Here is a 19,614-nt window from a genome sequence, read left to right as displayed (position 1 = left end):
GTCAGTCGCGCCAGGTGTCGGTGAGCCGCACGCTGCCGTCGCTGCCGACGGTGGCGGTGCGGTTGGCGCCGCTTTCCCAGGTGGCGTTCCCGCCCGCGTCCTTGCGGAGGTACTTGTACTCGAAGGAGGTGCCCGCGGGCAGCGGGACGCTCAGTGACCACACCGGGTAATCGGCCGGGTCGAGCTTGAGCGCGGAGGCCGGGTTCCAGTTGCCGAGCTCTGCGCGGTTGCCCGTGACGTAGATGTTCTGCCCGAGCACCGTGGTGGCGTTGACGTTGAACGACGCGCCCGCGGCCGGATCCTCGCCACCGCCACCGCCACCGCCGCCACCGCCGCCGGTGCTGCCGGAGCAGGTGCGGGCCCCGGTGTGCAGGGCGAGGGCGGTGTTGGCGCCGAGGGTGGCGGTGAACTGGCCGGAGCCGTTGACGGTCACCGTGGTGCCGCTCTGGACGTCGCAGTAGTCGCCGGACGGGAGCGAGGTCTGGAAAAGGCGGCTGAGCGGCCCGCTCTCGTGGTTGATGGCGACGTAGGCGCTGCTGCCGCGCCCGAAGGCGATGGCGTCGTTGCCGTTGTCCCACCAGTTGGTGACGGCCGCGTTGCCGGCGGTGTTGCGGAAGGCCACCATGTTCCGGATCTCGGGCCAGTCGTGCTGGCACTTCCAGCCGTCGCTGTAGCAGGCGTTCACCGTTCCGCCGTTGGGCGGGCCGGCGTCCTTGTTCGTCCACTCGTAGCCGGAGTGGACGTCGGGGGCGCCGTAGGGCCAGGCGAGCATGAAGACGTTCGCCAGGGTGTAGTTGGCGCCGTCCTTGTAGCTGAGGGTGTCGCCGACGCGCTCGGTGTCGTGGTTGTCGACGAAGACGGCGGACTTGCCGGACTCCATGTAGCCCCAGCTCTCGCCGAAGTTCTCGAGGTGGGCGAGGCTCTCGTTGTTGAACATCCGCTTGAGGTCGCGGGCGTAGCGGAACTCCTGGACGTCGCCGGTGCCGAGGTATTCGCCCGGGGAGACGGCCTCACCGGCCCCGTGGATCGCCTCCTGTTTCCAGTAGGCGTTCGGGTTGCTCAGCCGGGACTTGATGTTGGCCAGGTCGGCGGCCGGCATGTGCTTGGCGGCGTCGACGCGGAAGCCGTCCACGCCGAGGGAGAGCAGGTCGTTCAGGTAGGCGGCGATGCGGCCGCGGACGTAGTCCTCGCCGGTGTCGAGGTCGGCGAGGCCGACCAGCTCGCAGTGCTGGACGTTGTACCGGTCCCCGTAGTTGTTGATCTCGGACCGGCAGTCGTCCATGTCGGCGCCCGAGTAGATGCCGGGGTAGTCGTACTTGGTGTACGAGGACCCGCCGGTACCGGTGCCGGAGCCGGCGGACATGTGGTTGATGACGCTGTCGGCGACGACCTTGACGCCCGCCGCGTGACAGGTGTCGATCATGTTCTTGAAGGCGGCCCGGTCGCCGAGCCGGCCCGCGATCTTGTAACTGACGGGCTGGTAGGAGGTCCACCACTGCCCGCCCTGGATGTGCTCCTGCGGGGGCGAGACCTGGACGTAGCCGTAACCGGCCGGGCCGAGGGTCTCGGTGCACTCCTTGGCGACGGAGTCGAACCGCCACTCGAAGAGCACGGCGGTCACCTGCTTGGTACCGGGGGGTGCCGCCTGGGCCGGGGCGGTGGCGGCGGGTGAGGCGAGTCCGGCGGCCGCGCCCGCCACGAGGGCGAGGGCCGCGGCCAGGGGTCGGCGTCTGCTGACGCTACGGGCCATTGCTTCCTCCTGGGTGAGGAATGGGGGTGGGGGAGCCAGCCTCGTGCGGCAACGCGCCATGCCCCTAAGGCCGATGAAGGTTCTTGCTGCAAGAAACAACAAGACGTTGGATACCGGACGGTAGGACGCCCGCCGCCCGAGGTCAAGACCCTGGACACAACCGCGTTACGGAGGCGAAATCCCGCCGCCTCACCACGGGTTGGACGCCTGCAAGCTCTTTCGCAAACTATTGCAGCAGTGTTACGTTCAGCCCTGACTCCGGCCCGGCCGGCCGGGGGATCCGCAGGGCGTGGCCGCTTCCGGACCACCCCGTCCACGGACCCCACGCGCCCGTCCGGCCGGGCCGGTTCCAGGGGGAACAGCAGTCCGCGTCACGGCGGGCGGCGTGCGACCGGCCCGTACCCGGCGCCGCCGCCCGGCGGCCGGCCACCCTGCCGTCCGCCGGGTGAGACGAGCACCGGGCCGCTTCCTCCGCGCCGGCTTCCTCCCGATCCGGGCGCCGGGGCGCGTTCGCCGGCCGTCCGTCGCGTCCAAGAAGCGTCTGCCTGGCGGTACTTCGGCACGCGGCCGGTGCCCCCGGACGGCATGATGTCCCGATGACCGATCACCAGAGGATTGATCCGCCGCCGGTCGACGACGAGCGGGCCACGCTCAACGGATATGTGCAGTACCAGCGGGACACCCTCGCCATGAAGTGCGCGGGGCTCTCCCCGGAGCAGCTCCGCGAGCGGGCCGTGCCGCCGTCCCCGATCTCCCTGCTCGGGCTCGTGCGGCACATGGCGGATGTCGAACGCGGCTGGTTCCGGAACGTGGTGAACGGCGAGAGCGTGCCGCGGTACTGGCCCCGCGAGGACGGTACGGACGGTGCCTTCGACGTGGACACCGCCGACCCGGAGGAGGCGTTCCGAGTCTGGCGGGAGGCGTGCGCGCGGTCCCGCGCCGTCGTCGAGGCCGCCGAGTCCCTCGACGTCACGGGCCGCCGCCGCGGCGAGGACTTCTCCCTGCGCTACATCCTCGCCCATATGGTCGAGGAGTACGCCCGCCACAACGGCCACGCCGATTTCCTGCGCGAGCGGATCGACGGAGCGGTCGGCGAGTGAGCGGCGAGGAGCGGCGGGTGAGCGGAGCCCGGACCGGCCCCGTCCTCAGTGCCGGTCCGGCTTGCCCGCCAGGAGGTTGCCCGCCTTCGCGCTGACACCGCCCCAGCGGGCGTCGTGCCGCCGGGCCCGCTCCGTGGCCCGGCGCCGGCGGCGCGAGCCCTCCGAGTAGAAGCGGTGGGCCCAGGGCGAGTCGGGGCGGGCGAGGCGCACGGCGGCGGTCAGCGCCACGGGCGGCAGGAAGATCCCGATCACGCCCAGCCGCATCTTCCCCTTGACGAAGGACGTCACGACGATGAGGAAGTGCAGGGCGACGGTCAGGGCCAGAACCGCCCGGTTGTCCTGCTCCGACTCACTGACATCGTCCACGCCCACCGGCAGCGCGCCGAGCAGCACCATGCCGACGGCGGCCGCGGTGAGCATGACCGCCTCGACGGAGGCGCGGCCCTGCTGGGACCAGTACACGTCGCTGAGGTAGAGCATCAGCGCGAACTCGTCCATGACGAGGCCCATTCCGGCGCCGAAGACCAGCGCCATCGCCGCCGCCCCGCCGCTCTCGTCCGCGATGGCCGCCATCCCGAAGCCCCCGATGGCGGCCAGCACGATGCCGGGCACCATGTGGTGGATGTGCACCCGTCCGGTGCCGACGTTGCGGAACGGGCCGCGGCCGGCCCGGATCATCCGGGTGATGCCGCGGGTGACCAGGAACACGGTCACGAACCCGGCCAGGCTGAGCAGCAGGGGCAGCTTGCCCGGCTCCACGATGTTGCGATACCACCAGTCCCCCATGGGGCCGCCCTGTTTCCGCTATGCCGTGATTCCGGCGGATTGTTCCGGTCTGCGCTCACGATAATCCCCGGTCGGCCCGGGCCACGCCCGGCGCGCACGTCCGCCGTCGCGGAAGCCGGTGACCGTCCCCGCTGCCGCGGGCCCGGCCGGGGCCTCAGGTCAGCAGCAGAAGGCCGGTCCCGAGCAGCAGTGCCGCGCACACCGCCGCGGCGACCAGGAAGACGGTGCGCCTGCCGGCCCCGCGGAGGCGCAGAGCGAGGGCCAGTGGCCCCAGGGGGGTGATCTTGTTATTCACGGCGGTCTCCTCGGTGATCTCGGTGATCTCGGTGAATCGGAAGGAACGCAGGCCGGGGGCTCAAGACCTGTCCCGTTGCAGGGCGGCCCGCAGCCCGAGCAGTTCGCGGCGGCGGGACCGCGCCCGGACCAGGGCGAGTCCTGCCGCGGCGACGAGGAGGACACCGGCCAGGGCCGTGACCAGGACCCCGGCCGTGGTGGCGCGTACAGCGGCAAGCGCCGTCCCGGCCACGCCGGTCACCGCGGCGGCCACGAGCGCGAGCCGGGCTGCCAGCACCCGGTCCCGGGCGAAGAGGGGCCGCCGTCTGCTCAGCACCCAGCCGGCGAAGACCGCCCAGGCCAGCCCGATGGCGATCAGCCCGGCGAAGGCGGCCCGAGTGCGCGGGGGAAGCGGATGCGGCTCGGTGGCCCACAGCACCGCGATCAGTGCCGCCCCGCATCCTCCCGCCAGTCCCACGGCAAGGTGGCGGATCCGTGAGCCCAGCGAGACCTCCGCGGCGAGCGCGCGCTCCAGTTCCCCGGGCACGCCGCGCCGGGGAGCGGGGTTCGGTTCACTCATGTCCGTATCCCCTCTCGGCAAGGACGCCGCGCAACATGCGGCGCGCGCGGTGCAGCCTGCTCTTGACCGTGCCGACCGGTACGCCGATCACCTCCGCACAGGCGGCCAGCGGCAGATCCTGCAGGTGGAACAGGATCAGCACTTCGCGCTCCGGGGGCGGCAACCCGCCCAGGCCGGCCTCCACCTGCATCGTCGTGAGCAGACTGCCGAGGGAGTCGTCGACGACGGCGCCCGCTTCGTCCATGGTGGTTTCCGACGCCCGGTACGCCTGCCTCAGGTGGTCGGTCACCGCGCGCCGGGCGATGGTGAACAGCCAGGGGGCGAACCGCTCCGGCTGCCGCAGCCGCGGCAGTCCGCGCACCACGGCGATCCACACCTCCTGGGTGAGATCCTCCGTGAGGTGCGGCGAGCCGACCATGGCCCGCACGTAGCGCCACAGCGGGGCATGCCAGGCACGCACCAGTTCGGGGAAGGCTTCCCGTTCCCCGAGCTGGCAGCGCACCACCAACAGCCCGTCACGCCGCTCGTCGCCGCTCACCGCACCTCCCTCTCCGCTTCCGCGTCTCACCGGAACAGTCGGCGTGCGGGGCGGAAAGGTTCACGGGATCCCGGGCGACCGGCCGGGCCCGCACTCCGGTGCGCCGCCCCGAGTGCTCTCATGATGTACGCGCGGGCGGGACGTGACGGGGGCCGGCCCCGGGCGGGCTCAGCTCAGGGCGGCGATGACGCGGAACGAGGCGTCCTGTTTGAAGAGGTCCGAGCCGTCGGGACGGTCGAGCACCAGCCGGAAGTCGCGGTGGCGCAGGAAGCGGCCGGGGAAGTTGTACGACTCGAAGCTGGTGGCGCCGGCGACCATCCCCTCGGTGGCACAGAAGGTGGCGTCCTGGCGGAAGAGGCCCGTGTCCTGCGGGGCGGAGACCCGCACGCGGAACTTCTGCTGGCGCAGGTACGTCCCGTTGGCCGTCTTGAACGAGTAACACTTGTCGTCGGCCAGGCCCGGCATCACGGTGAAGGTGGCGTCCTTGACGTCGGCCGCCGCGGCCGGGCCGGAGCTGACGGGGTCGAGGAAGATCCCGCCGTTGCGCTGGCGCAGATAGCGTTTGGGGTAGTTGACGGACTGGAACGAGCGGTTCGCCGTGGCCCCCTCGGACGGCAGCCCGCCCTTGCCGGACACGCCCGGCGCGGGGGCGTTGGGCAGGGACGGGGTGGGCCGGGGTCTGCTCCCGGGCGGCGCCGACGCCCCCGGCGCCGCGCCGCCGCCCGCCGGGCCGTCGTCGCCGTCCGCGCCCAGCATGTCCATTCCGAAGAACCAGACCGTGCCCGCCAGGGAGGCGGCCAGCAGCCCGGCCAGCAGGAGGATCGGGTTCAGCGGCCAGTCCCGGAGGCGCCAGCCGATACGGCGCGCCCGGCGGGCGGGCCGGGCGCCGGTGCCGTCGTCCCCCGGCAGCGAGAGGCCGTACTCCGACAGGTTCGGCGGCGGTCCGCCGGCCCTGCCGCCGTCTTTCCGGCGGCGTCTGCCGCGCGGCGCGGGAGGCGGGGGCGGCGGAGGCATCAGGGGCCCGGAGCCGTAGAACGACCCGGCGGGGGCGGCTCCCACCAGGTCGTCGGCGCCGGGCGCGGCGGCCGGCTCCCCGCCGGCCGGGAACGCGCCGGTGTAGCCACCGGTGGGCCACTCCGCGCCGTCCTCCCAATAGGGGGGCGACCATACGCCGGGGTCCGGCCCCGGGCCGTCGTCGCGTGGCGTGTCGGCTGTCATCTCGGGTCCTCCCAAGACCTTCTCTGACCAACGCACAGCCCTTGGGGCGGCAGCCTCCGAACCGGTGGCGGAGCCCCCGGAGGCGCGGGCGAACCCGCGTCACAGTAGCCCAAACGACCTTCGCCGCAACACACTTCGCCTCCTATAACCGCAGTAAGCAGCGGTGACGGCCGGGGCGGCGGCCCGGCGGCCACCCGGCCCCGGACCGGGAGCGCTCAGCCGAGGGGCGAGGTCAGCTGGAAGGAGATATCGGCCCGGTAGAGGCCCGAGCGTTCCCACGGGTCCAGCCGGAGCTCGAAGTTCCGGTGGCGCAGAAAGCGGCCGGGGTGGTTCAACGCCTCGAAGGAGACCGATCCCTGTCCGGCCGCGCCCTGGCGCATACAGAAGGTCGCGTCCTCGCGGAACAGCCGGGAACCGTCGTTGCCCGCCACGACGGCGCGGAAGTCGCGGTGCCGGAGGTAGCGGCCGTCGAGCGTCCGGAAGGAGTGGCAGCGCCCGTCGGCGAGCCCCGGCACCAGGGCGAGGGTGGCGTCCCGGGCCGCGCCGGGGGAACCGATCGGGTCGAGGAGGACCCGGCCGTCCCGGTGACGCACGTACCGGTCCGGGTAGTTGACCGACCGCAGCGATCGTTCCGATCCGGTGCGGGAGGCTCCGCCCTCGCTGATCCTGCCGCGCTCCTCCTTCGCGCCGCCCTCACGGTCCCCGCCGGTGCGGGAGCCGGACGACGGGCCGGCGGTACGGGACGGGGCGGGCGCCGGGCGTGCCGCGGAGGTGCGCGACGCGCTGGGCGAGGGGGACGGGGTCTTCTCCGTACCCGAAGGGGAGTTCGAGGGTTCCTCCCGGCCGGCACCCGGCAGGGACGGGGTGGGGCGGGGGGCGGCGTGCCAGGACGGTGTGGCGCCGGACTCCGCCCCCGCGTCCGCGGGACCGCCGCCGCCGAACCACAGGGCCAGCGCCAGGACCGAACCGATCACGAGACCGGACACGGCCACCACCGGGACCGCCGGCCGCACCGGCCGCACCGGCCGGCCCGGGCCCCGCGGGACGACGGCCGAGCGGAACACCGGATCGTCCCCGGCGGCCGGCGGCCCGGAGGGCCGGTCCCGCCGCCACGGCGGGGGTGCCACCAGCGGCCGGTCGGCGGGCGTGGCGGATCCGGCGGGCCGGCCGGTGGACGCGGGGGCACCCGGGCTCCCGCCCGGGGACGCGGAGGCATCCGGGACGCGGCCGTCGGACGCCGCGGGATCCGGGCTCCGGCCGGCGGGCGCGGCGGGAGCGGGGTGGTGCGGGCCGGCGGCCTCCGCGGAACCGGCGGGCGGACCGGCCGGAACGGCGGGCGGGCCGGCCGGGACACCGGGCCGTGGTTCCGGCGCGGGGGCGGTCGCGGGCGCGCCGCCGGACGGGGCGCCGTCATCCGCGCCGTCATCCGCGCCGTCCCCGGTCGCGTCCCCCGTGGCGGGCGGCTCCTCCCCGTCCTCCTCCCCGTCCTCCTCTTCTCCGAGGTACGGCGGTATCCGTACCTCCCGGTCCGGTCCCGGGGTGCCCGGCTCGGGTGTTCCCCGCTCCGGCTCCGTGCCGTCATGGCGTGCTTGGCGGCCGTCTGCCAACGGTGGTTCCTCTCTCGAACCCTTCCGGCGAGCGCACAGCGCGGAGCAGCCCGGAGACGGGCTGGTGGGGGGCGCGTGTGGGAGCGCGCGCCACAGTAGCCGAACGGCGGGCGGAGCAACACAGTTCGCGGAGGAAGATCCGCAATCGCTTTCCACGGCCGTCCCGGCGGCCTCCGGAGCGGTTCCGGAACGGGTCCCGGACCGGCTCGGGCGTGAACCGGCCCGAACCGGGGCAGCCCGGGGCAGCCGGGGCCGACAGCACAGCACAGCGCCCCGGCCCGGCAGCGGGCCGGGCGGGGGCGGGCCAGGGCGGGGCGGGGCGGGGATACGGAAACGCGAACGGACGGCCGGTCCGGCGCCACGCGGGGCGACCGCCGCTCGCCCCGGCTCAGTCGCCCGGCGTCCTCCGGGCCGGCCCCGTCGAGCCGCGGACGACGAGGTCCGGCTGGAAGACGAACTCCGTGCGCTGCACCGGGTTGCCCTCGATCTCCTCCAGCAGGGCGCCGACCGCGGCCGTCGCCATCGACTGCACCGGCTGCCGCACGGTCGTCAGCGGCGGGTCGGTGAAGGCGATCAGCGGGGTGTCGTCGAAGCCGACGACGGAGATGTCGCCGGGTACGTCCAGGCCGCGCTGCCAGGCGGCCCGGATCACGCCGAGCGCCATGAGGTCGCTGCCGCACACCACGCCCGTGCAGCCCTCGTCGAGCAGCGCGCCCGCCGCCGCCTGGCCGCCCTCCAGCCCGAACAGCGTGTGGTGGACGCGCCGTTCGGCCTCCTCGCGGGACTGGCCCAGCGATTCGCGCAGCTCCGCGACGAACCCCTCGGTCTTGCGCCGGGACGGGACGAAGCGCTGCGGGCCGACGGCCAGGCCGATCCGCTCGTGGCCCAGCTCGACGAGGTGCCGTACGGCCATCCGGGCCGCCGAGCGGTCGTCGGGTGAGACGAACGGCGCGGCGATGTTGTCGTTGTAGCCGTTGATCAGGACGAACGGCACGCCGCGCGCCGTCAGCCGGGTGTAGCGGGCGGGGTCGGCGGTGGTGTCGGCGTGCAGCCCGGACAGGAAGATGATGCCGGTGACGCCGCGCTCCTCCAGCTGCTCCACCAGTTCGTCCTCGGTGGCGCCGCCGGGCATCTGGGTGCAGAGCACCGGCGTGTAGCCGTACCCGGCCAGGGACTGCTCGATGACCTGGGCGAAGGCCGGGAAGATGGGGTTGGTCAGCTCGGGGATCACCAGTCCGACGAGTCCGGCGCTGCGCTGCCGCAGCCGGACGGGGCGTTCGTAGCCGAGGACGTCGAGCGCCGCGAGCACCCGCTGCCGGGTGGAACCGGCCACGCCCGCCTTGCCGTTGAGCACCCGGCTGACGGTCGCCTCGCTGACGGCCGCTTGGGCGGCGATGTCCGCGAGCCGCGGGGCGGCGGGTTCGCCGCCGCCCCGCGGCACGGCCATGGTCACGTCGTCCACCAGACGGCGGAGTCGGCGGGCAGCACGACGTCGCCGCCCTCCACGACCGCGCCCCCCGCGCCCGCGCCCCTGGCGACCGTGCCGTCACTGGCCAGCAGCATCCGGCCCGGCGCCGGGACGCGGACCGGCTCACCGGTGGTGTTGACGGTGCAGACGAAGACACCGTCCGAAGCCCGGCCGCCCGCGCCCCCGGCTCCGTCCGCCGGGGTGCGGCGGAAGGCGAGGACGCCCTCGGGCGCGTCCAGCCACTCCACGCTCTCGCCCGCGCCGAGCGCCGGGTGTTCGCGGCGCAGCGCGATCGCGGCGCGGTAGAGCTCCAGGGTGGAGGTCGGGTCGCCGGTCTGCGCCTCGACGCTGTACTTGGCCCAGACGTCGGGCTGCGGCAGCCAGCTGGGGCCGCCGGGTTCGGGGCCGAAGCCGTACGGGGCCTCGGTGCCGGACCAGGGGATCGGCACCCGGCAGCCGTCGCGCAGGCCCTCCTGGCCGTTCTCCTTGAAGAAGGAGGGGTCCTGGCGGACCTCGTCGGGCAGGTCGGTGACCTCCGGAAGCCCGAGCTCCTCGCCCTGGTAGACGTACGCGGAGCCGGGCAGCGCCAGCATCAGCAGCACGGCGGCACGGGCCCGGCGCAGGCCGCGCTCCGGGTCGCCGTCCGCGTAGCGGGTGGTGTGCCGCACGACGTCGTGGTTGGAGAGCACCCAGGTGGTGGGCGCGCCGACGGGCCGCATGGCATCGAGCGATGCGTCGACGGCCTCGCGCAGCTCGGCGGCGTTCCAGCCGGCGCCCAGGTAGTGGAAGTTGAACGCCTGGTGGAGCTCGTCGGGGCGGAGGTAGAGGGCGGTGCGGTCGGCGCTGGGGGTCCAGGCCTCGGCGACGCCGATCCGCTCGCCCGCGTACTCGTCGAGGACCTTCCGCCAGGAGCGGTAGATCTCGTGGACGCCGTCCTGGTCGAAGAACGGCAGCTTCTGGCTGCCGAGGAGCTTCAGCTGCTCACCGCGGCCCATGTCGGGGAGTCCGTCGGCCTTGACGAGGCCGTGGGCGACGTCGATGCGGAAGCCGTCGGTGCCCAGGTCCAGCCAGAAGCGGAGGATGGAGCGGAACTCGTCCTGGACGGCTGGATGCTCCCAGTTGAAGTCGGGCTGCTCGGGGGCGAAGAGGTGCAGATACCACTCCCCCGGGGTCCCGTCGGGGTTCGTGGTGCGGGTCCAGGCGGGGCCGCCGAAGACGGACTCCCAGTCGTTGGGCGGCAGCTCGCCGTCCGCGCCCTTGCCGGGACGGAAGTGGAACCGCTCGCGGAGTGGTGAGCCGGGGCCCTCGCGGAGTGCCTGCCGGAACCAGACGTGCTGGTCGGAGCAGTGGTTGGGGACGAGGTCGACGATGATCCGCAGGCCCAGGGCGTGGGCCTCGCGGATGACCGCGGCGGCGTCGTCCAGGGTGCCGAACATCGGGTCGATGGCGCGGTAGTCGGCCACGTCGTAGCCGGCGTCGGCCTGCGGGGAGGCGTAGAAGGGGCTGAGCCAGACGGCGTCCACACCCAGCCCGGCGAGGTACGGCAGGCGGGTGCGCACCCCGTCCAGATCGCCCATGCCGTCGCCGTTGCCGTCGGCGAAGCTGCGCGGGTACACCTGGTAGATCACCGCGTCCCGCCACCAGCCGGTGCGCTGTTCCGCGGTGGGGGCGGCGGAGCCGGCCTGGGGGGTGCCGGTGGGGTCGTGGGTCATGTCATCCCTGGATCTCGGGGAACTCGGCGGCCGCGGCGCCGGTGTGGCCGTGGCCGCCGGGTGGCAGGCGGGGGTGGGTAAGCGGCCGGTCCCGGTCACGACTTGGTGGCGCCCGCGGTCAGCCCGGCGACGAGGTGGCGCTGGGCGAAACCGAAGACGATCATGGCGGGCACGGCGATGATCACGGCGGCGGCCGTCATCGATCCCCAGTCGTTCGTGTACTGGTTGACGAAGGTCTGCAGGCCGCCGGCCAGGGTGAGGTTCTCCTCGCCGGTCATGAACGCCGAGGCGTAGGCGACCTCGGCCCAGGCGGTCACGAAGCTGTAGAAGCCGGTGACGGCGATGCCGGGCTTGGCCAGCGGCAGGATCAGCCGCCAGAAGGTGCCGAAGGGGTTGAGTCCGTCGACCCGCCCCGACTCGTCGATGGCGACGGGGATGGTGTCGAAGAAGCCCTTCATCATCCAGGCGCAGAACGGCACGGCGATGGTGAGGTACGTGATGATCAGGCCGACGGGCTGGTTGAGGAGCCCGAGCTGTGCCATGAGGTTGTAGAGCGGCACGATCAGGATCGCCATCGGGAACATCTGCGTGATCAGCAGGGTCCACATCAGCGGGCGCATGCCCGGGAAGCGGAAGCGGCTGACGGCGTAGCCGGTGGTGGCCGAGATGAAGACGCCCAGGAGCGTGGTCATCAGCACGATCACCACCGAGTTCCCGAACCAGGTCAGGAAGCGGGTGTCGTTCAGAACGTGGTCGTAGTTGGCGAAGGTGAAGTTCTCCACCAGTGAGGTGGTGAAGGCGTCGCTCTTGGGCTTGAAGGACGTCACCAGCAGCCACAGCGGCGGGAACACGGCGGTCACGGCGGCCAGCAGCAGGCCGGCGTGCAGCCCGGCGGAGGCCAGCGGCCCGCGCTCGCCGCGCCTGCGGACGCGGCCGGTGCGGCCGTTCCCCCCGCGGACGGCGGCGGCCGGTACCGGGGCGGTGGTGGCGGGGTCGGGCGTCGTGGTGCCCGTGGTGGTCCCGGTGGGGCCGGGGGTTCCGGTGCTCTTCATGGTCGTCACCACACCTCTCCCTGCTTGCGGAGCGAACGGCGGTAGACCACCGCGAAGGCCGACAGGAGCAGCAGGATGAGCACGCCCCAGGCCGCGGAGGAGGCGAAGTCGCGCGGGCTGACGATGAAGGACAGCCGGTAGGCGTAGGTCACCAGGATCTCGGTGGAGTCGCCGGGGCCGCCCCGGGTGAGCAGGAAGATCACCGGGAACATGTTGAAGGTCCAGATGGTGCTCAGCAGGATCACCGTGCTGCTGACCGAGCGGATGCCGGGCAGCACGACGTTGCGGAACCGCTGCCAGGCGTTGGCCCCGTCCATCTCGGCGGCCTCCAGCAGCTCGCCGGGGATGCCCTGCATGGCGCCCAGCATGGCGACGAGCATGAACGGCACGCCGAGCCAGACGTTCACCGCGATGACGGAGATCTTGGCCCAGGTCGGGTCGCCCAGCCAGGGGATGCCGTCGATGCCGCCGCCGGCCAGCAGCTGGTTGAGGATGCCGTTCTTCTCGTTGTAGAGCATCCGCCAGGCGAAGACCGACACGAAGGCCGGGATGCCCCAGGGCAGGATCAGCGCCATCCGGTAGACGGTGCGGCCGCGCAGCTTGCGGTTGAGCATGGTGGCCAGCACCAGGCCGAGGAGGAAGGTGATGGAGACGCATCCCACCGTCCACAGCACGGTCCAGCCGAGCCGGTCCCAGAAGACACTGTCCGTGAGGATGGCCTGGTAGTTGTCGAGGCCGACGAATTCGTAGGTCGCCTCGATCTCGTTGACGCCGATGGTGCGGGCGACGTTGGCCTCGTCCGCGTCGGTCAGCGACAGATAGATGCCGCGGACCAGCGGATAGCCGATGATCACCCCGATGACGGTCACCACGGGGGCCACCATGGCCCAGGCGTACCAGTGGGTGGCCAGGGCCCGGCGCAGCGGGCCGGGGGTCTTGCCGGGTGCTCCGCCGGTTCCGCGGCCGCGGCCGCGGGCGTCTCCGCCCGCGGCCGGTGCCACCGACCGGCCTGTCTCGACAGCCATGGTCGTCGGTCAGCCTCTCCCTGGGTTCCTCGGTCCTACTTCCAGTCGCCGTCCTTGAGGAGCTTGGCGTACTCCTCACCGATCTTGTCGGCGGCGGCCTCGGGCTCGGTCTTGCCGGTCAGCACGTCGGCGAGCTGGACGCGGATGGGCTCGAAGAGGGAGTTGCCCTCGGCGATCCACGGGCGCTCGACGGCCTTGTCCACGGCGGGCTTGAAGAACTGGACCATCGTGTTGTCCTTGACGGTCTGCTCGTCGTACACCGAGGTGCGGGTCGGGAGCAGGCTCAGCTCCTCGGTGGTGGCCTTCTGGACCTCGGCGGAGCTCATGTACTTGGCGAACTCGTAGGAGGCGTCCAGGTTCTTCGAGCCCGCGTAGACGGAGAGGTTGTGGCCGCCCTGCGGGGCGCCCTGGGCCTCGCTGCCGGCCGGGACCGGGGCGACGCCGAGGTTGTCCTCGTTGCCCTTGAACTCCTTGCCGGCCAGGGTGTCCTCGATCGCCCAGGGGCCGTTGAGCATCATGGCCACCTTGCCGTCCTTGAAGGACTTCTGCATGTTCTCCCAGCCGTCGGTGGTGTCCGTCGTCGCGGCCTTGGAGTCCACCAGGTCCTGGATCGTCTCGAACGCCTTGGCGCCGGCGCCGTCGTCGACCGTGATCTTCTTGGCCTCGGCGTCGACCATGTCGCCGCCCTCGCCGTAGAGGAAGGGCAGGAACCAGTAGGCGTCGTCACCGCGCATGTAGAAGGGGGTGACGTCCTCGCCCTTGAACTTCTTGGTGGAGTTCTTGATGTCCTCGACGGACTCGGGGACCTCGACGCCGGCCTTCTTCAGCAAATCCTTGTTGTAGAAGAGGGCGAGGGTGTCGATCACCTGCGGCACGCCGTAGGTCTTGCCCTCGAACTGGGTGCTGCCCCAGGCCTGGTCGAGGTAGTCGTCCTTGTTGTCGACGGCCGCGGTGCCGTCCAGCGGGGCCAGGTAGCCGAGGTTGGCGAAGTCGGCGACCCAGGCGACCTCGGTGCGCATCACGTCGGGGGCGCCGGAGCCGCCGCCCGCGGCGTTCTTGAACTTGTTGCTGGCCTCGCCGAAGGGGACGCTGACGTACTTGACGTCGACCTTCGGGTGCTCCTTCTCGAAGCCCTCGGCGGTCTTCTTGAAGAACGCCTTCTCGGCCTCGTTCGAGGTGTCCCAGAAGGTGACGGTGCCGGAGAGCTCGCCGGAGCCCTTCTTCTCGCCGCTCTCGCCGCTGTCGCTGTCCCCGCCGCACGCGGTCGCCGCCAGGGAGAGCGTCGCGACCAGCGCGGTGGCCGCTATGCCACGCCGCATGGTGTTACTCCTTCATGAGAGCCCGTGATGGCCGGGGTCCCGGGGGACCACCTGCCCTGACCGCGCCGTCGCGGCGCCGGGTGTACCGCGAACGTAACAGGGATGCAATGTGGCCGAAAGTCTTTGCGGCAACTTTCTGCAAGGCTGCCGGATCGTTACAGCGGCGTGTCTGCACAGTTGTCACCCCACCCCTTGACGGCCCTGGCCGGGGGGCTTTCGGCCCTGCCGCAAGAATCTGCCGATACTTCCGCAAGAGCTTGCAAAGCTGTTACGTTCCCCACGTCAACCACGGGGGGCCGCGGCGCGTTGTCCTCTCTGGCGTCCGTGCCGAGCGTCACACCGGCTACCGAAGGGGAAACGACGATGACTCAGGAGCTCACGCCCGCCCTCCACGACCGGCCCGCGCCCGCCCCCGGCGCCGGCCCGGGGGACGCCCCGCGCGGCGGCTCCGGCACCGCCGCACACTGGTGGCGGGACGCCGTCATCTACCAGATCTACGTCCGCTCCTTCGCCGACGGCAACGGCGACGGCATCGGCGATCTGCGCGGCGCACGGGAGCGGCTGCCGCATCTGGCCCGGCTGGGCGTGGACGCGGTCTGGCTCACCCCCTTCTACCTCTCCCCGCAGGCCGACGGCGGCTACGACGTGACCGACTACCGCACCGTCGACCCGCTCTTCGGCGACCTCGACGACGCCCGGGAGCTGATCAGCGCCGCTCACGGGCTGGGGATCCGCGTGATCATGGACATCGTCCCCAACCACACCTCCGACCGGCACGTCTGGTTCCGGCAGGCCCTGAGCGAGGGCCCCGGCTCCCCCGCCCGCGACCGCTACTGGTTCCGCCCCGGCCGCGGCACGGACGGCGAGCTGCCGCCCAACGACTGGGAGTCCGTCTTCGGCGGCCCCGCCTGGACCCGCACCACGAACCCCGACGGCCGCCCCGGCGACTGGTACCTCCACCTCTTCGCCCCCGAGCAGCCCGACCTCAACTGGGAGCACCCGGAGGTCCGCCGCGAGTTCGACGCCATCCTCCGCTTCTGGCTGGACCTGGGCGTGGACGGCTTCCGCGTCGACGTCGCCCACGGCCTCGTCAAGGCCGAGGGCCTGCCCGACATCGGCCACGGGCAGCAGGCCAGCCTCATCGGCACCCAGAAGCTGCCCTTCTTCGACCAGGACGGCGTCCACGAGATCCACCGCCACTGGCGCCGGCTGCTGGACTCCTACGACGGCGAGCGGATCGGTGTCGCCGAGGCCTGGGCCCCGGACTCCGAGCGGCTCGCCCTCTACGTCCGCCCCGACGAAATGCACCAGGCGTTCAACTTCCAGTTCCTGCGAAGCGGCTGGGACACCGCGGAGATGCGCACGGTGATCGACACCTCCCTCGCCGCCACCGCGTCCGTCGGCGCGCCCACCACCTGGGTGCTCTCCAACCACGACGTCGTCCGGCACACCACCCGCTACGCCGACGGCGACCCGGAGCGCGGCCTGCGCCGGGCCCGCGCCGCCGCCCTCCTGACGCTCGCGCTGCCCGGCTCCGTCTACGTCTACCAGGGCGAGGAGCTCGGGCTTCCGGAGGTCACCGACCTGCCCGACGAGGTCCGCCAGGACCCCTCCTTCCTCCGCGCCGACGGCCAGGACGGCTTCCGCGACGGCTGCCGGGTGCCGATCCCCTGGTCCGGCACCGAGGCCCCGTACGGCTTCGGCCCCGAGCCCGGCGGCCCCAGCTGGCTGCCGCAGCCCGGCGACTGGGCCGGATACAGCGTCGAGGCGCAGACCGGCGACCCGGCCTCCACCCTGGAGCTCTACCGCGCGGCCATCGCCCTGCGCCGCGAGCTCCCGGCGCTCGGCCCGGGCGACGCGGTCGAGTGGCTGGACGCGCCCGAGGGCGTCCTCGCCTTCCGCCGCACCCCGGGCACCGCCCCGGCGCCGTCCGCCGGAGAGGGAGAGGGCGGCGCGCGGGGCCCGGTGGTCTGCGTGCTCAACACCCTCGACCGGCCCGTCACCCTGCCCCGGCCCGGCCGGCCCCTGCTGAGCAGCGCCCCGATGGCCGCCCCCGCCCCGCGCGAGGACGGCGGAACCGTCCGTATTCCGGCCGAATCCTGCGCGTGGTGGGCAATCTGACATGCGACCGGTACAGTCCAGCCCTATGACCGCACGGCTCGCCGACATCGCAGCCCAGGCGGGGGTCAGCGAAGCGACAGTCAGCCGCGTGCTCAACGGCAAGCCGGGGGTGGCCGCGACCACCCGCGAATCCGTCCTCGCCGCGCTCGACGTCCTGGGCTACGAGCGCCCGGTGCGGCTGCGGCGGCGCAGCGCCGGGCTGGTCGGACTGATCACCCCCGAGCTGGACAACCCGATCTTCCCCGCGCTCGCGCAGGTCATCGGGCAGAACCTGACCCGCCAGGGCTACACCCCGGTCCTCGCCACCCAGACCCCGGGCGGCTCCACCGAGGACGAGCTCACCGAGATGCTGGTGGAGCGCGGGGTCTCCGGCATCATCTTCGTCTCCGGGCTGCACGCCGACACCTCCGCCGACATGCAGCGGTACGACCAGCTCCGCGGGCAGGGCGTGCCGTTCGTCCTCGTCAACGGCTTCTCCCCGAAGGTCCGCGCCCCGTTCGTCTCGCCCGACGACCGCGCGGCGATGCGGCTGGCCGTGACGCATCTCGCGGCCCTCGGCCACACCCGGATCGGGCTGGCGCTGGGCCCCAAGCGGTTCGTCCCCGTGCTGCGGAAGACCGAGGGCTTCCGGCAGGGGATGCGCGAGCAGCTGGGGCTGACCCAGGAGGAGTCCGACGAGCTGATCGAGCACTCCCTCTACACCCTGGAGGGCGGCCAGGCCGCGGCCGACGCGCTGATCCGGCGCGGCTGCACCGCCGTGATCTGCGCCAGCGACATGATGGCGCTCGGCGCCATCCGCGCCGCCCGACAGCAGGGCCTCGCCGTCCCCCGGGACGTCTCGGTGGTCGGCTTCGACGACTCCCCGCTGATCGCCTTCACCGACCCGCCGCTGACCACGATCCGTCAGCCGGTCCAGGCCATGGGCCAGGCGGCGGTGCGCGCGCTGCTGGAGGAGATCGGCGGGACCCCGGCCCCGCACAGCGAGTTCATCTTCCTGCCCGAACTGGTGGTCCGCGGGTCGACCGCCGCGGGTCCGCAGGGACAGTCCTCACCGGCCCGGAGGGCACCGGCCGACGTCCCGGCCGGAGGGTGATCGGGAACACGCCGGGGTCTGGCAGACTGTGGCGCGTGGGTGACGCGACTGTGAGGACTCTGGAGAAATCACCGGCCGACACACGGCCAGAGGCCCAGCCCGGGGGGGAACGCCTTTCGATCGGACGGCTGAGGCTGCCGCGACGCCCACGGCTGCGGTTCGAGATCCTGCTCATCGCGGTGAGTTACTGGATCTACTCGGTGATCCGCAACGCCGTCCCGGAGCAGAAGGCCGCGGCCCTGCGCAACGCCGACTGGATATGGCGGGCGGAGCAGGCGGTGGGCATCGCCGTCGAGCACACCGTGAACCACGCCGTGAACTCGGTGACCTGGCTCATCGTGGGGATGAACTACTACTACGCCACCCTGCACTTCATCGTGACCGTCGGCGTCCTGGTGTGGCTCTACCGCTGGCATCCGGGCCGCTACGCCGCGACCCGGCTGGTGCTCTTCCTGACCACGGGGATCGCGCTGCTCGGCTACTACCTCTATCCGCTGGCACCGCCCCGGCTGGTGCCGGACGGCGGTTTCGTCGACACGGTCGTCGTGCACGACACCTGGGGCTCGATGGCCTCCGGCAACCTCGCGAGCATGTCCAACCAGTACGCGGCGATGCCGTCCATGCACATCGGCTGGTCGGTGTGGTGCGGGATCACCATCGTGATGCTGGCGCCCGCGCTCTGGGCCAAGGTGCTGGGCTGGCTCTACCCGCCGCTGACCCTGCTCGTGATCGTGGCGACGGCCAACCACTTCTGGCTGGACGCCGTCGGCGGTGTGCTCTGCCTGGCCGCCGGCTACGGGTTCTCGTACCTCTGGTACCGCTCGGTCGCCTACCGTCTCCCCCGGCATGTGACGCCGCTCCATGCGGCCTGAGCCGGCGGGCGTCCCCGGCGCGGCGGGCGGGGACGGGCCGGTGTTCGGGGACGAGCGGGACGAGCCGGTGTCCGGGGAGGAGCGGGACGAGCCGGTGTCCGGGGAGGGGCGGGTCTGCGGGGACGGCCCCGCGGACCGGTGGGCCGGGGCGGACGCGCTGCCGTACCGGGTGGTCGCCACCGATCTCGACGGGACCCTGCTCCGCACCGACCTGACCTTCTCCCTCCGCACCCGGCAGGCGCTCAAGCTGGCCACCGGCGCCGGGGCGCTCCACCTCGTCGTCACCGGCCGGCCCGCCTCCTCCTGCCGCCCGTTCCTGCTGGACCTCGGCTACGACGGCCTGGCCGTCTGCGGGCAGGGCGCCCAGCTCTACGACGCCACGACCGACCGGCTGCTGATGACGGCCTCCCTCGGCCGCGGTCCGGCCCGTGATCTGGTCGCCGCGGTGGAGCGGGAACTGGGACCGCTGGAGCTGGGCGTGGTCACGGCGGCGCCGGAGAACCGCTGCGTCAGCACGGCCGGGTTCTTCACGCCGCCCCCGCCGGGCAGCGAGACGGTCACCGACCGGGCCCTGCTGTGGGCGGAGCCGATCGAGAAGGTCCTGATGCGCCACCGGGAGCTGCCCGACCGCGCCGTGGCCGAGGCCGCCGGGCGGCTGGCGGGCGACGCGATGACGGTGGTCCACTCGCAGGCGGGCATGGTCGAGCTGCTGCCCGCCGGCACGACGAAGGCGGCCGGGCTGGCGGCCGCCGCGGAACTGCTGGGATTCACCGCCGCGGACACCATCGCCTTCGGCGACATGCCCAACGACCTGCCGATGCTGGACTGGGCCGGCTACGGGGTGGCCATGGCGGGCGGCCATCCGGAGCTGCTCGCGGCCGCCGACGAGACGGCCCCCGGGAACGACGCGGACGGCGTGGCGGTGGTCCTGGAGCGCCTGTTCGGGGCAGCGTGCGGTGACGGACCGCGCACCGGGCCCGCGATGCTGCCGGGCCCGCGCGGCGCGGCTCCGCGCGGCGCGGCGGGCCACCGGCCGGGCGGGTCCCCGGCACCGGCGGACCGGGGCTGACGGCACGGCAGACCCGCGGAGCCCGTTCCGC

The 19,614-nt window shown here is 72.9% G+C and carries 17 protein-coding genes; 5 read left to right on the top strand and 12 right to left on the bottom strand.

The window, feature by feature from the left end; all coding sequences use genetic code 11:
• Position 1: 1 nt before the first annotated feature.
• Positions 2–1,750 (bottom strand): carbohydrate-binding module family 20 domain-containing protein, encoded by a 1,749-nt coding sequence (locus tag LIX60_RS23980; RefSeq protein WP_227960467.1) that lies wholly within the window; start codon positions 1,748–1,750, stop codon positions 2–4.
• A gap of 596 nt (positions 1,751–2,346) precedes the next feature.
• Here LIX60_RS23980 and LIX60_RS23975 point away from each other — a divergent pair.
• Positions 2,347–2,850 carry a DinB family protein gene (locus tag LIX60_RS23975; RefSeq protein ID WP_227960465.1) on the top strand — a complete coding sequence of 168 codons (504 nt, stop codon included), beginning with the start codon at positions 2,347–2,349 and terminating at the stop codon, positions 2,848–2,850.
• 45 nt (positions 2,851–2,895) lie between these two features.
• On the opposite strand, the gene LIX60_RS23970 is transcribed toward LIX60_RS23975, so the two are convergent.
• The 11 genes from LIX60_RS23970 to LIX60_RS23920 form a co-directional block, all read right to left on the bottom strand.
• Positions 2,896–3,636: a hypothetical protein gene (locus LIX60_RS23970; protein WP_227960462.1), complete on the bottom strand. Its 741-nt coding sequence runs from the start codon at positions 3,634–3,636 to the stop codon at positions 2,896–2,898.
• Positions 3,637–3,790: 154 nt separating this feature from the next.
• A complete protein-coding gene (locus tag LIX60_RS23965; protein ID WP_227960460.1) occupies positions 3,791–3,931 on the bottom strand; it encodes a hypothetical protein in 141 nt (46 codons plus the stop codon).
• Between the two features lie 60 nt (positions 3,932–3,991).
• Positions 3,992–4,489, bottom strand: coding sequence for a transmembrane transport protein (locus LIX60_RS23960; RefSeq protein ID WP_227960458.1), 498 nt, complete (start codon positions 4,487–4,489; stop codon positions 3,992–3,994).
• Positions 4,482–5,027 carry an RNA polymerase sigma factor gene (locus LIX60_RS23955; RefSeq protein WP_227960456.1) on the bottom strand — a complete coding sequence of 182 codons (546 nt, stop codon included), beginning with the start codon at positions 5,025–5,027 and terminating at the stop codon, positions 4,482–4,484. Before LIX60_RS23955 ends, LIX60_RS23960 begins: the two co-directional genes overlap by 8 nt.
• Positions 5,028–5,195: 168 nt before the next feature.
• On the bottom strand, positions 5,196–6,245 hold the full coding sequence (locus tag LIX60_RS23950) for an AbfB domain-containing protein (RefSeq protein ID WP_227960454.1): 1,050 nt from the start codon (positions 6,243–6,245) through the stop codon (positions 5,196–5,198).
• A gap of 215 nt (positions 6,246–6,460) precedes the next feature.
• Positions 6,461–7,231 (bottom strand): AbfB domain-containing protein, encoded by a 771-nt coding sequence (locus LIX60_RS31825; protein ID WP_227960452.1) that lies wholly within the window; start codon positions 7,229–7,231, stop codon positions 6,461–6,463.
• Between the two features lie 1,009 nt (positions 7,232–8,240).
• Complete coding sequence (locus LIX60_RS23940) at positions 8,241–9,299, bottom strand: LacI family DNA-binding transcriptional regulator (protein ID WP_043462108.1); 1,059 nt, start codon at positions 9,297–9,299, stop codon at positions 8,241–8,243.
• Positions 9,300–9,301: 2 nt separating this feature from the next.
• On the bottom strand, positions 9,302–11,032 hold the full coding sequence (locus tag LIX60_RS23935) for a glycoside hydrolase family 13 protein (RefSeq protein ID WP_227960450.1): 1,731 nt from the start codon (positions 11,030–11,032) through the stop codon (positions 9,302–9,304).
• A 95-nt stretch (positions 11,033–11,127) separates the two neighbouring features.
• The gene (locus tag LIX60_RS23930; RefSeq protein ID WP_227962899.1) at positions 11,128–12,084 is read right to left on the bottom strand and encodes a sugar ABC transporter permease; all 957 of its coding nucleotides are present in this window, start codon (positions 12,082–12,084) and stop codon (positions 11,128–11,130) included.
• Positions 12,085–12,089: 5 nt separating this feature from the next.
• On the bottom strand, positions 12,090–13,109 hold the full coding sequence (locus LIX60_RS23925; protein WP_227960448.1) for a carbohydrate ABC transporter permease: 1,020 nt from the start codon (positions 13,107–13,109) through the stop codon (positions 12,090–12,092).
• A gap of 35 nt (positions 13,110–13,144) precedes the next feature.
• Complete coding sequence (locus LIX60_RS23920; RefSeq protein WP_227960446.1) at positions 13,145–14,428, bottom strand: extracellular solute-binding protein; 1,284 nt, start codon at positions 14,426–14,428, stop codon at positions 13,145–13,147.
• Positions 14,429–14,791: 363 nt separating this feature from the next.
• Here LIX60_RS23920 and LIX60_RS23915 point away from each other — a divergent pair, with 363 nt between their 5' ends.
• Genes LIX60_RS23915 through LIX60_RS23900 form a run of 4 tightly spaced genes read left to right on the top strand, consistent with a single transcriptional unit; the run spans position 14,792 to position 19,583 of the window.
• Positions 14,792–16,549 (top strand): glycoside hydrolase family 13 protein, encoded by a 1,758-nt coding sequence (locus LIX60_RS23915; protein WP_227960444.1) that lies wholly within the window; start codon positions 14,792–14,794, stop codon positions 16,547–16,549.
• 25 nt (positions 16,550–16,574) lie between these two features.
• Positions 16,575–17,642 carry a LacI family DNA-binding transcriptional regulator gene (locus LIX60_RS23910; protein WP_227960442.1) on the top strand — a complete coding sequence of 356 codons (1,068 nt, stop codon included), beginning with the start codon at positions 16,575–16,577 and terminating at the stop codon, positions 17,640–17,642.
• Between the two features lie 35 nt (positions 17,643–17,677).
• Positions 17,678–18,514, top strand: coding sequence for a phosphatase PAP2 family protein (locus LIX60_RS23905; RefSeq protein WP_308101773.1), 837 nt, complete (start codon positions 17,678–17,680; stop codon positions 18,512–18,514).
• The gene (locus tag LIX60_RS23900) at positions 18,504–19,583 is read left to right on the top strand and encodes an HAD family hydrolase (RefSeq protein ID WP_227960440.1); all 1,080 of its coding nucleotides are present in this window, start codon (positions 18,504–18,506) and stop codon (positions 19,581–19,583) included. Before LIX60_RS23905 ends, LIX60_RS23900 begins: the two co-directional genes overlap by 11 nt.
• The last annotated feature ends 31 nt before the right edge of the window (positions 19,584–19,614 follow it).

The organism is Streptomyces sp. S07_1.15 (assembly GCF_020739505.1).
In the GTDB taxonomy this organism is placed as follows: Bacteria; Actinomycetota; Actinomycetes; order Streptomycetales; family Streptomycetaceae; genus Streptomyces; species Streptomyces xinghaiensis.
Note: the sequence above shows the minus strand (reverse complement) of the source record. Positions and strands in the feature narration are given on the sequence as shown.

What these genes read in the sequence shown, in the direction of transcription:
- LIX60_RS23935 (WP_227960450.1), bottom strand. Translation starts at nt 11,032, where the DNA reads ATGACCCACGACCCCACCGGCACCCCCCAGGCCGGCTCCGCCGCCCCC.
- LIX60_RS23910 (WP_227960442.1), top strand. Translation starts at nt 16,575, where the DNA reads ATGACCGCACGGCTCGCCGACATCGCAGCCCAGGCGGGGGTCAGCGAA.
- LIX60_RS23915 (WP_227960444.1), top strand. Translation starts at nt 14,792, where the DNA reads ATGACTCAGGAGCTCACGCCCGCCCTCCACGACCGGCCCGCGCCCGCC.
- LIX60_RS23920 (WP_227960446.1), bottom strand. Translation starts at nt 14,428, where the DNA reads ATGCGGCGTGGCATAGCGGCCACCGCGCTGGTCGCGACGCTCTCCCTG.
- LIX60_RS23960 (WP_227960458.1), bottom strand. Translation starts at nt 4,489, where the DNA reads ATGAGTGAACCGAACCCCGCTCCCCGGCGCGGCGTGCCCGGGGAACTG.
- LIX60_RS23970 (WP_227960462.1), bottom strand. Translation starts at nt 3,636, where the DNA reads ATGGGGGACTGGTGGTATCGCAACATCGTGGAGCCGGGCAAGCTGCCC.
- LIX60_RS23940 (WP_043462108.1), bottom strand. Translation starts at nt 9,299, where the DNA reads ATGGCCGTGCCGCGGGGCGGCGGCGAACCCGCCGCCCCGCGGCTCGCG.
- LIX60_RS23980 (WP_227960467.1), bottom strand. Translation starts at nt 1,750, where the DNA reads ATGGCCCGTAGCGTCAGCAGACGCCGACCCCTGGCCGCGGCCCTCGCC.
- LIX60_RS23900 (WP_227960440.1), top strand. Translation starts at nt 18,504, where the DNA reads ATGCGGCCTGAGCCGGCGGGCGTCCCCGGCGCGGCGGGCGGGGACGGG.
- LIX60_RS23975 (WP_227960465.1), top strand. Translation starts at nt 2,347, where the DNA reads ATGACCGATCACCAGAGGATTGATCCGCCGCCGGTCGACGACGAGCGG.
- LIX60_RS23930 (WP_227962899.1), bottom strand. Translation starts at nt 12,084, where the DNA reads ATGAAGAGCACCGGAACCCCCGGCCCCACCGGGACCACCACGGGCACC.
- LIX60_RS23950 (WP_227960454.1), bottom strand. Translation starts at nt 6,245, where the DNA reads ATGACAGCCGACACGCCACGCGACGACGGCCCGGGGCCGGACCCCGGC.
- LIX60_RS23925 (WP_227960448.1), bottom strand. Translation starts at nt 13,109, where the DNA reads ATGGCTGTCGAGACAGGCCGGTCGGTGGCACCGGCCGCGGGCGGAGAC.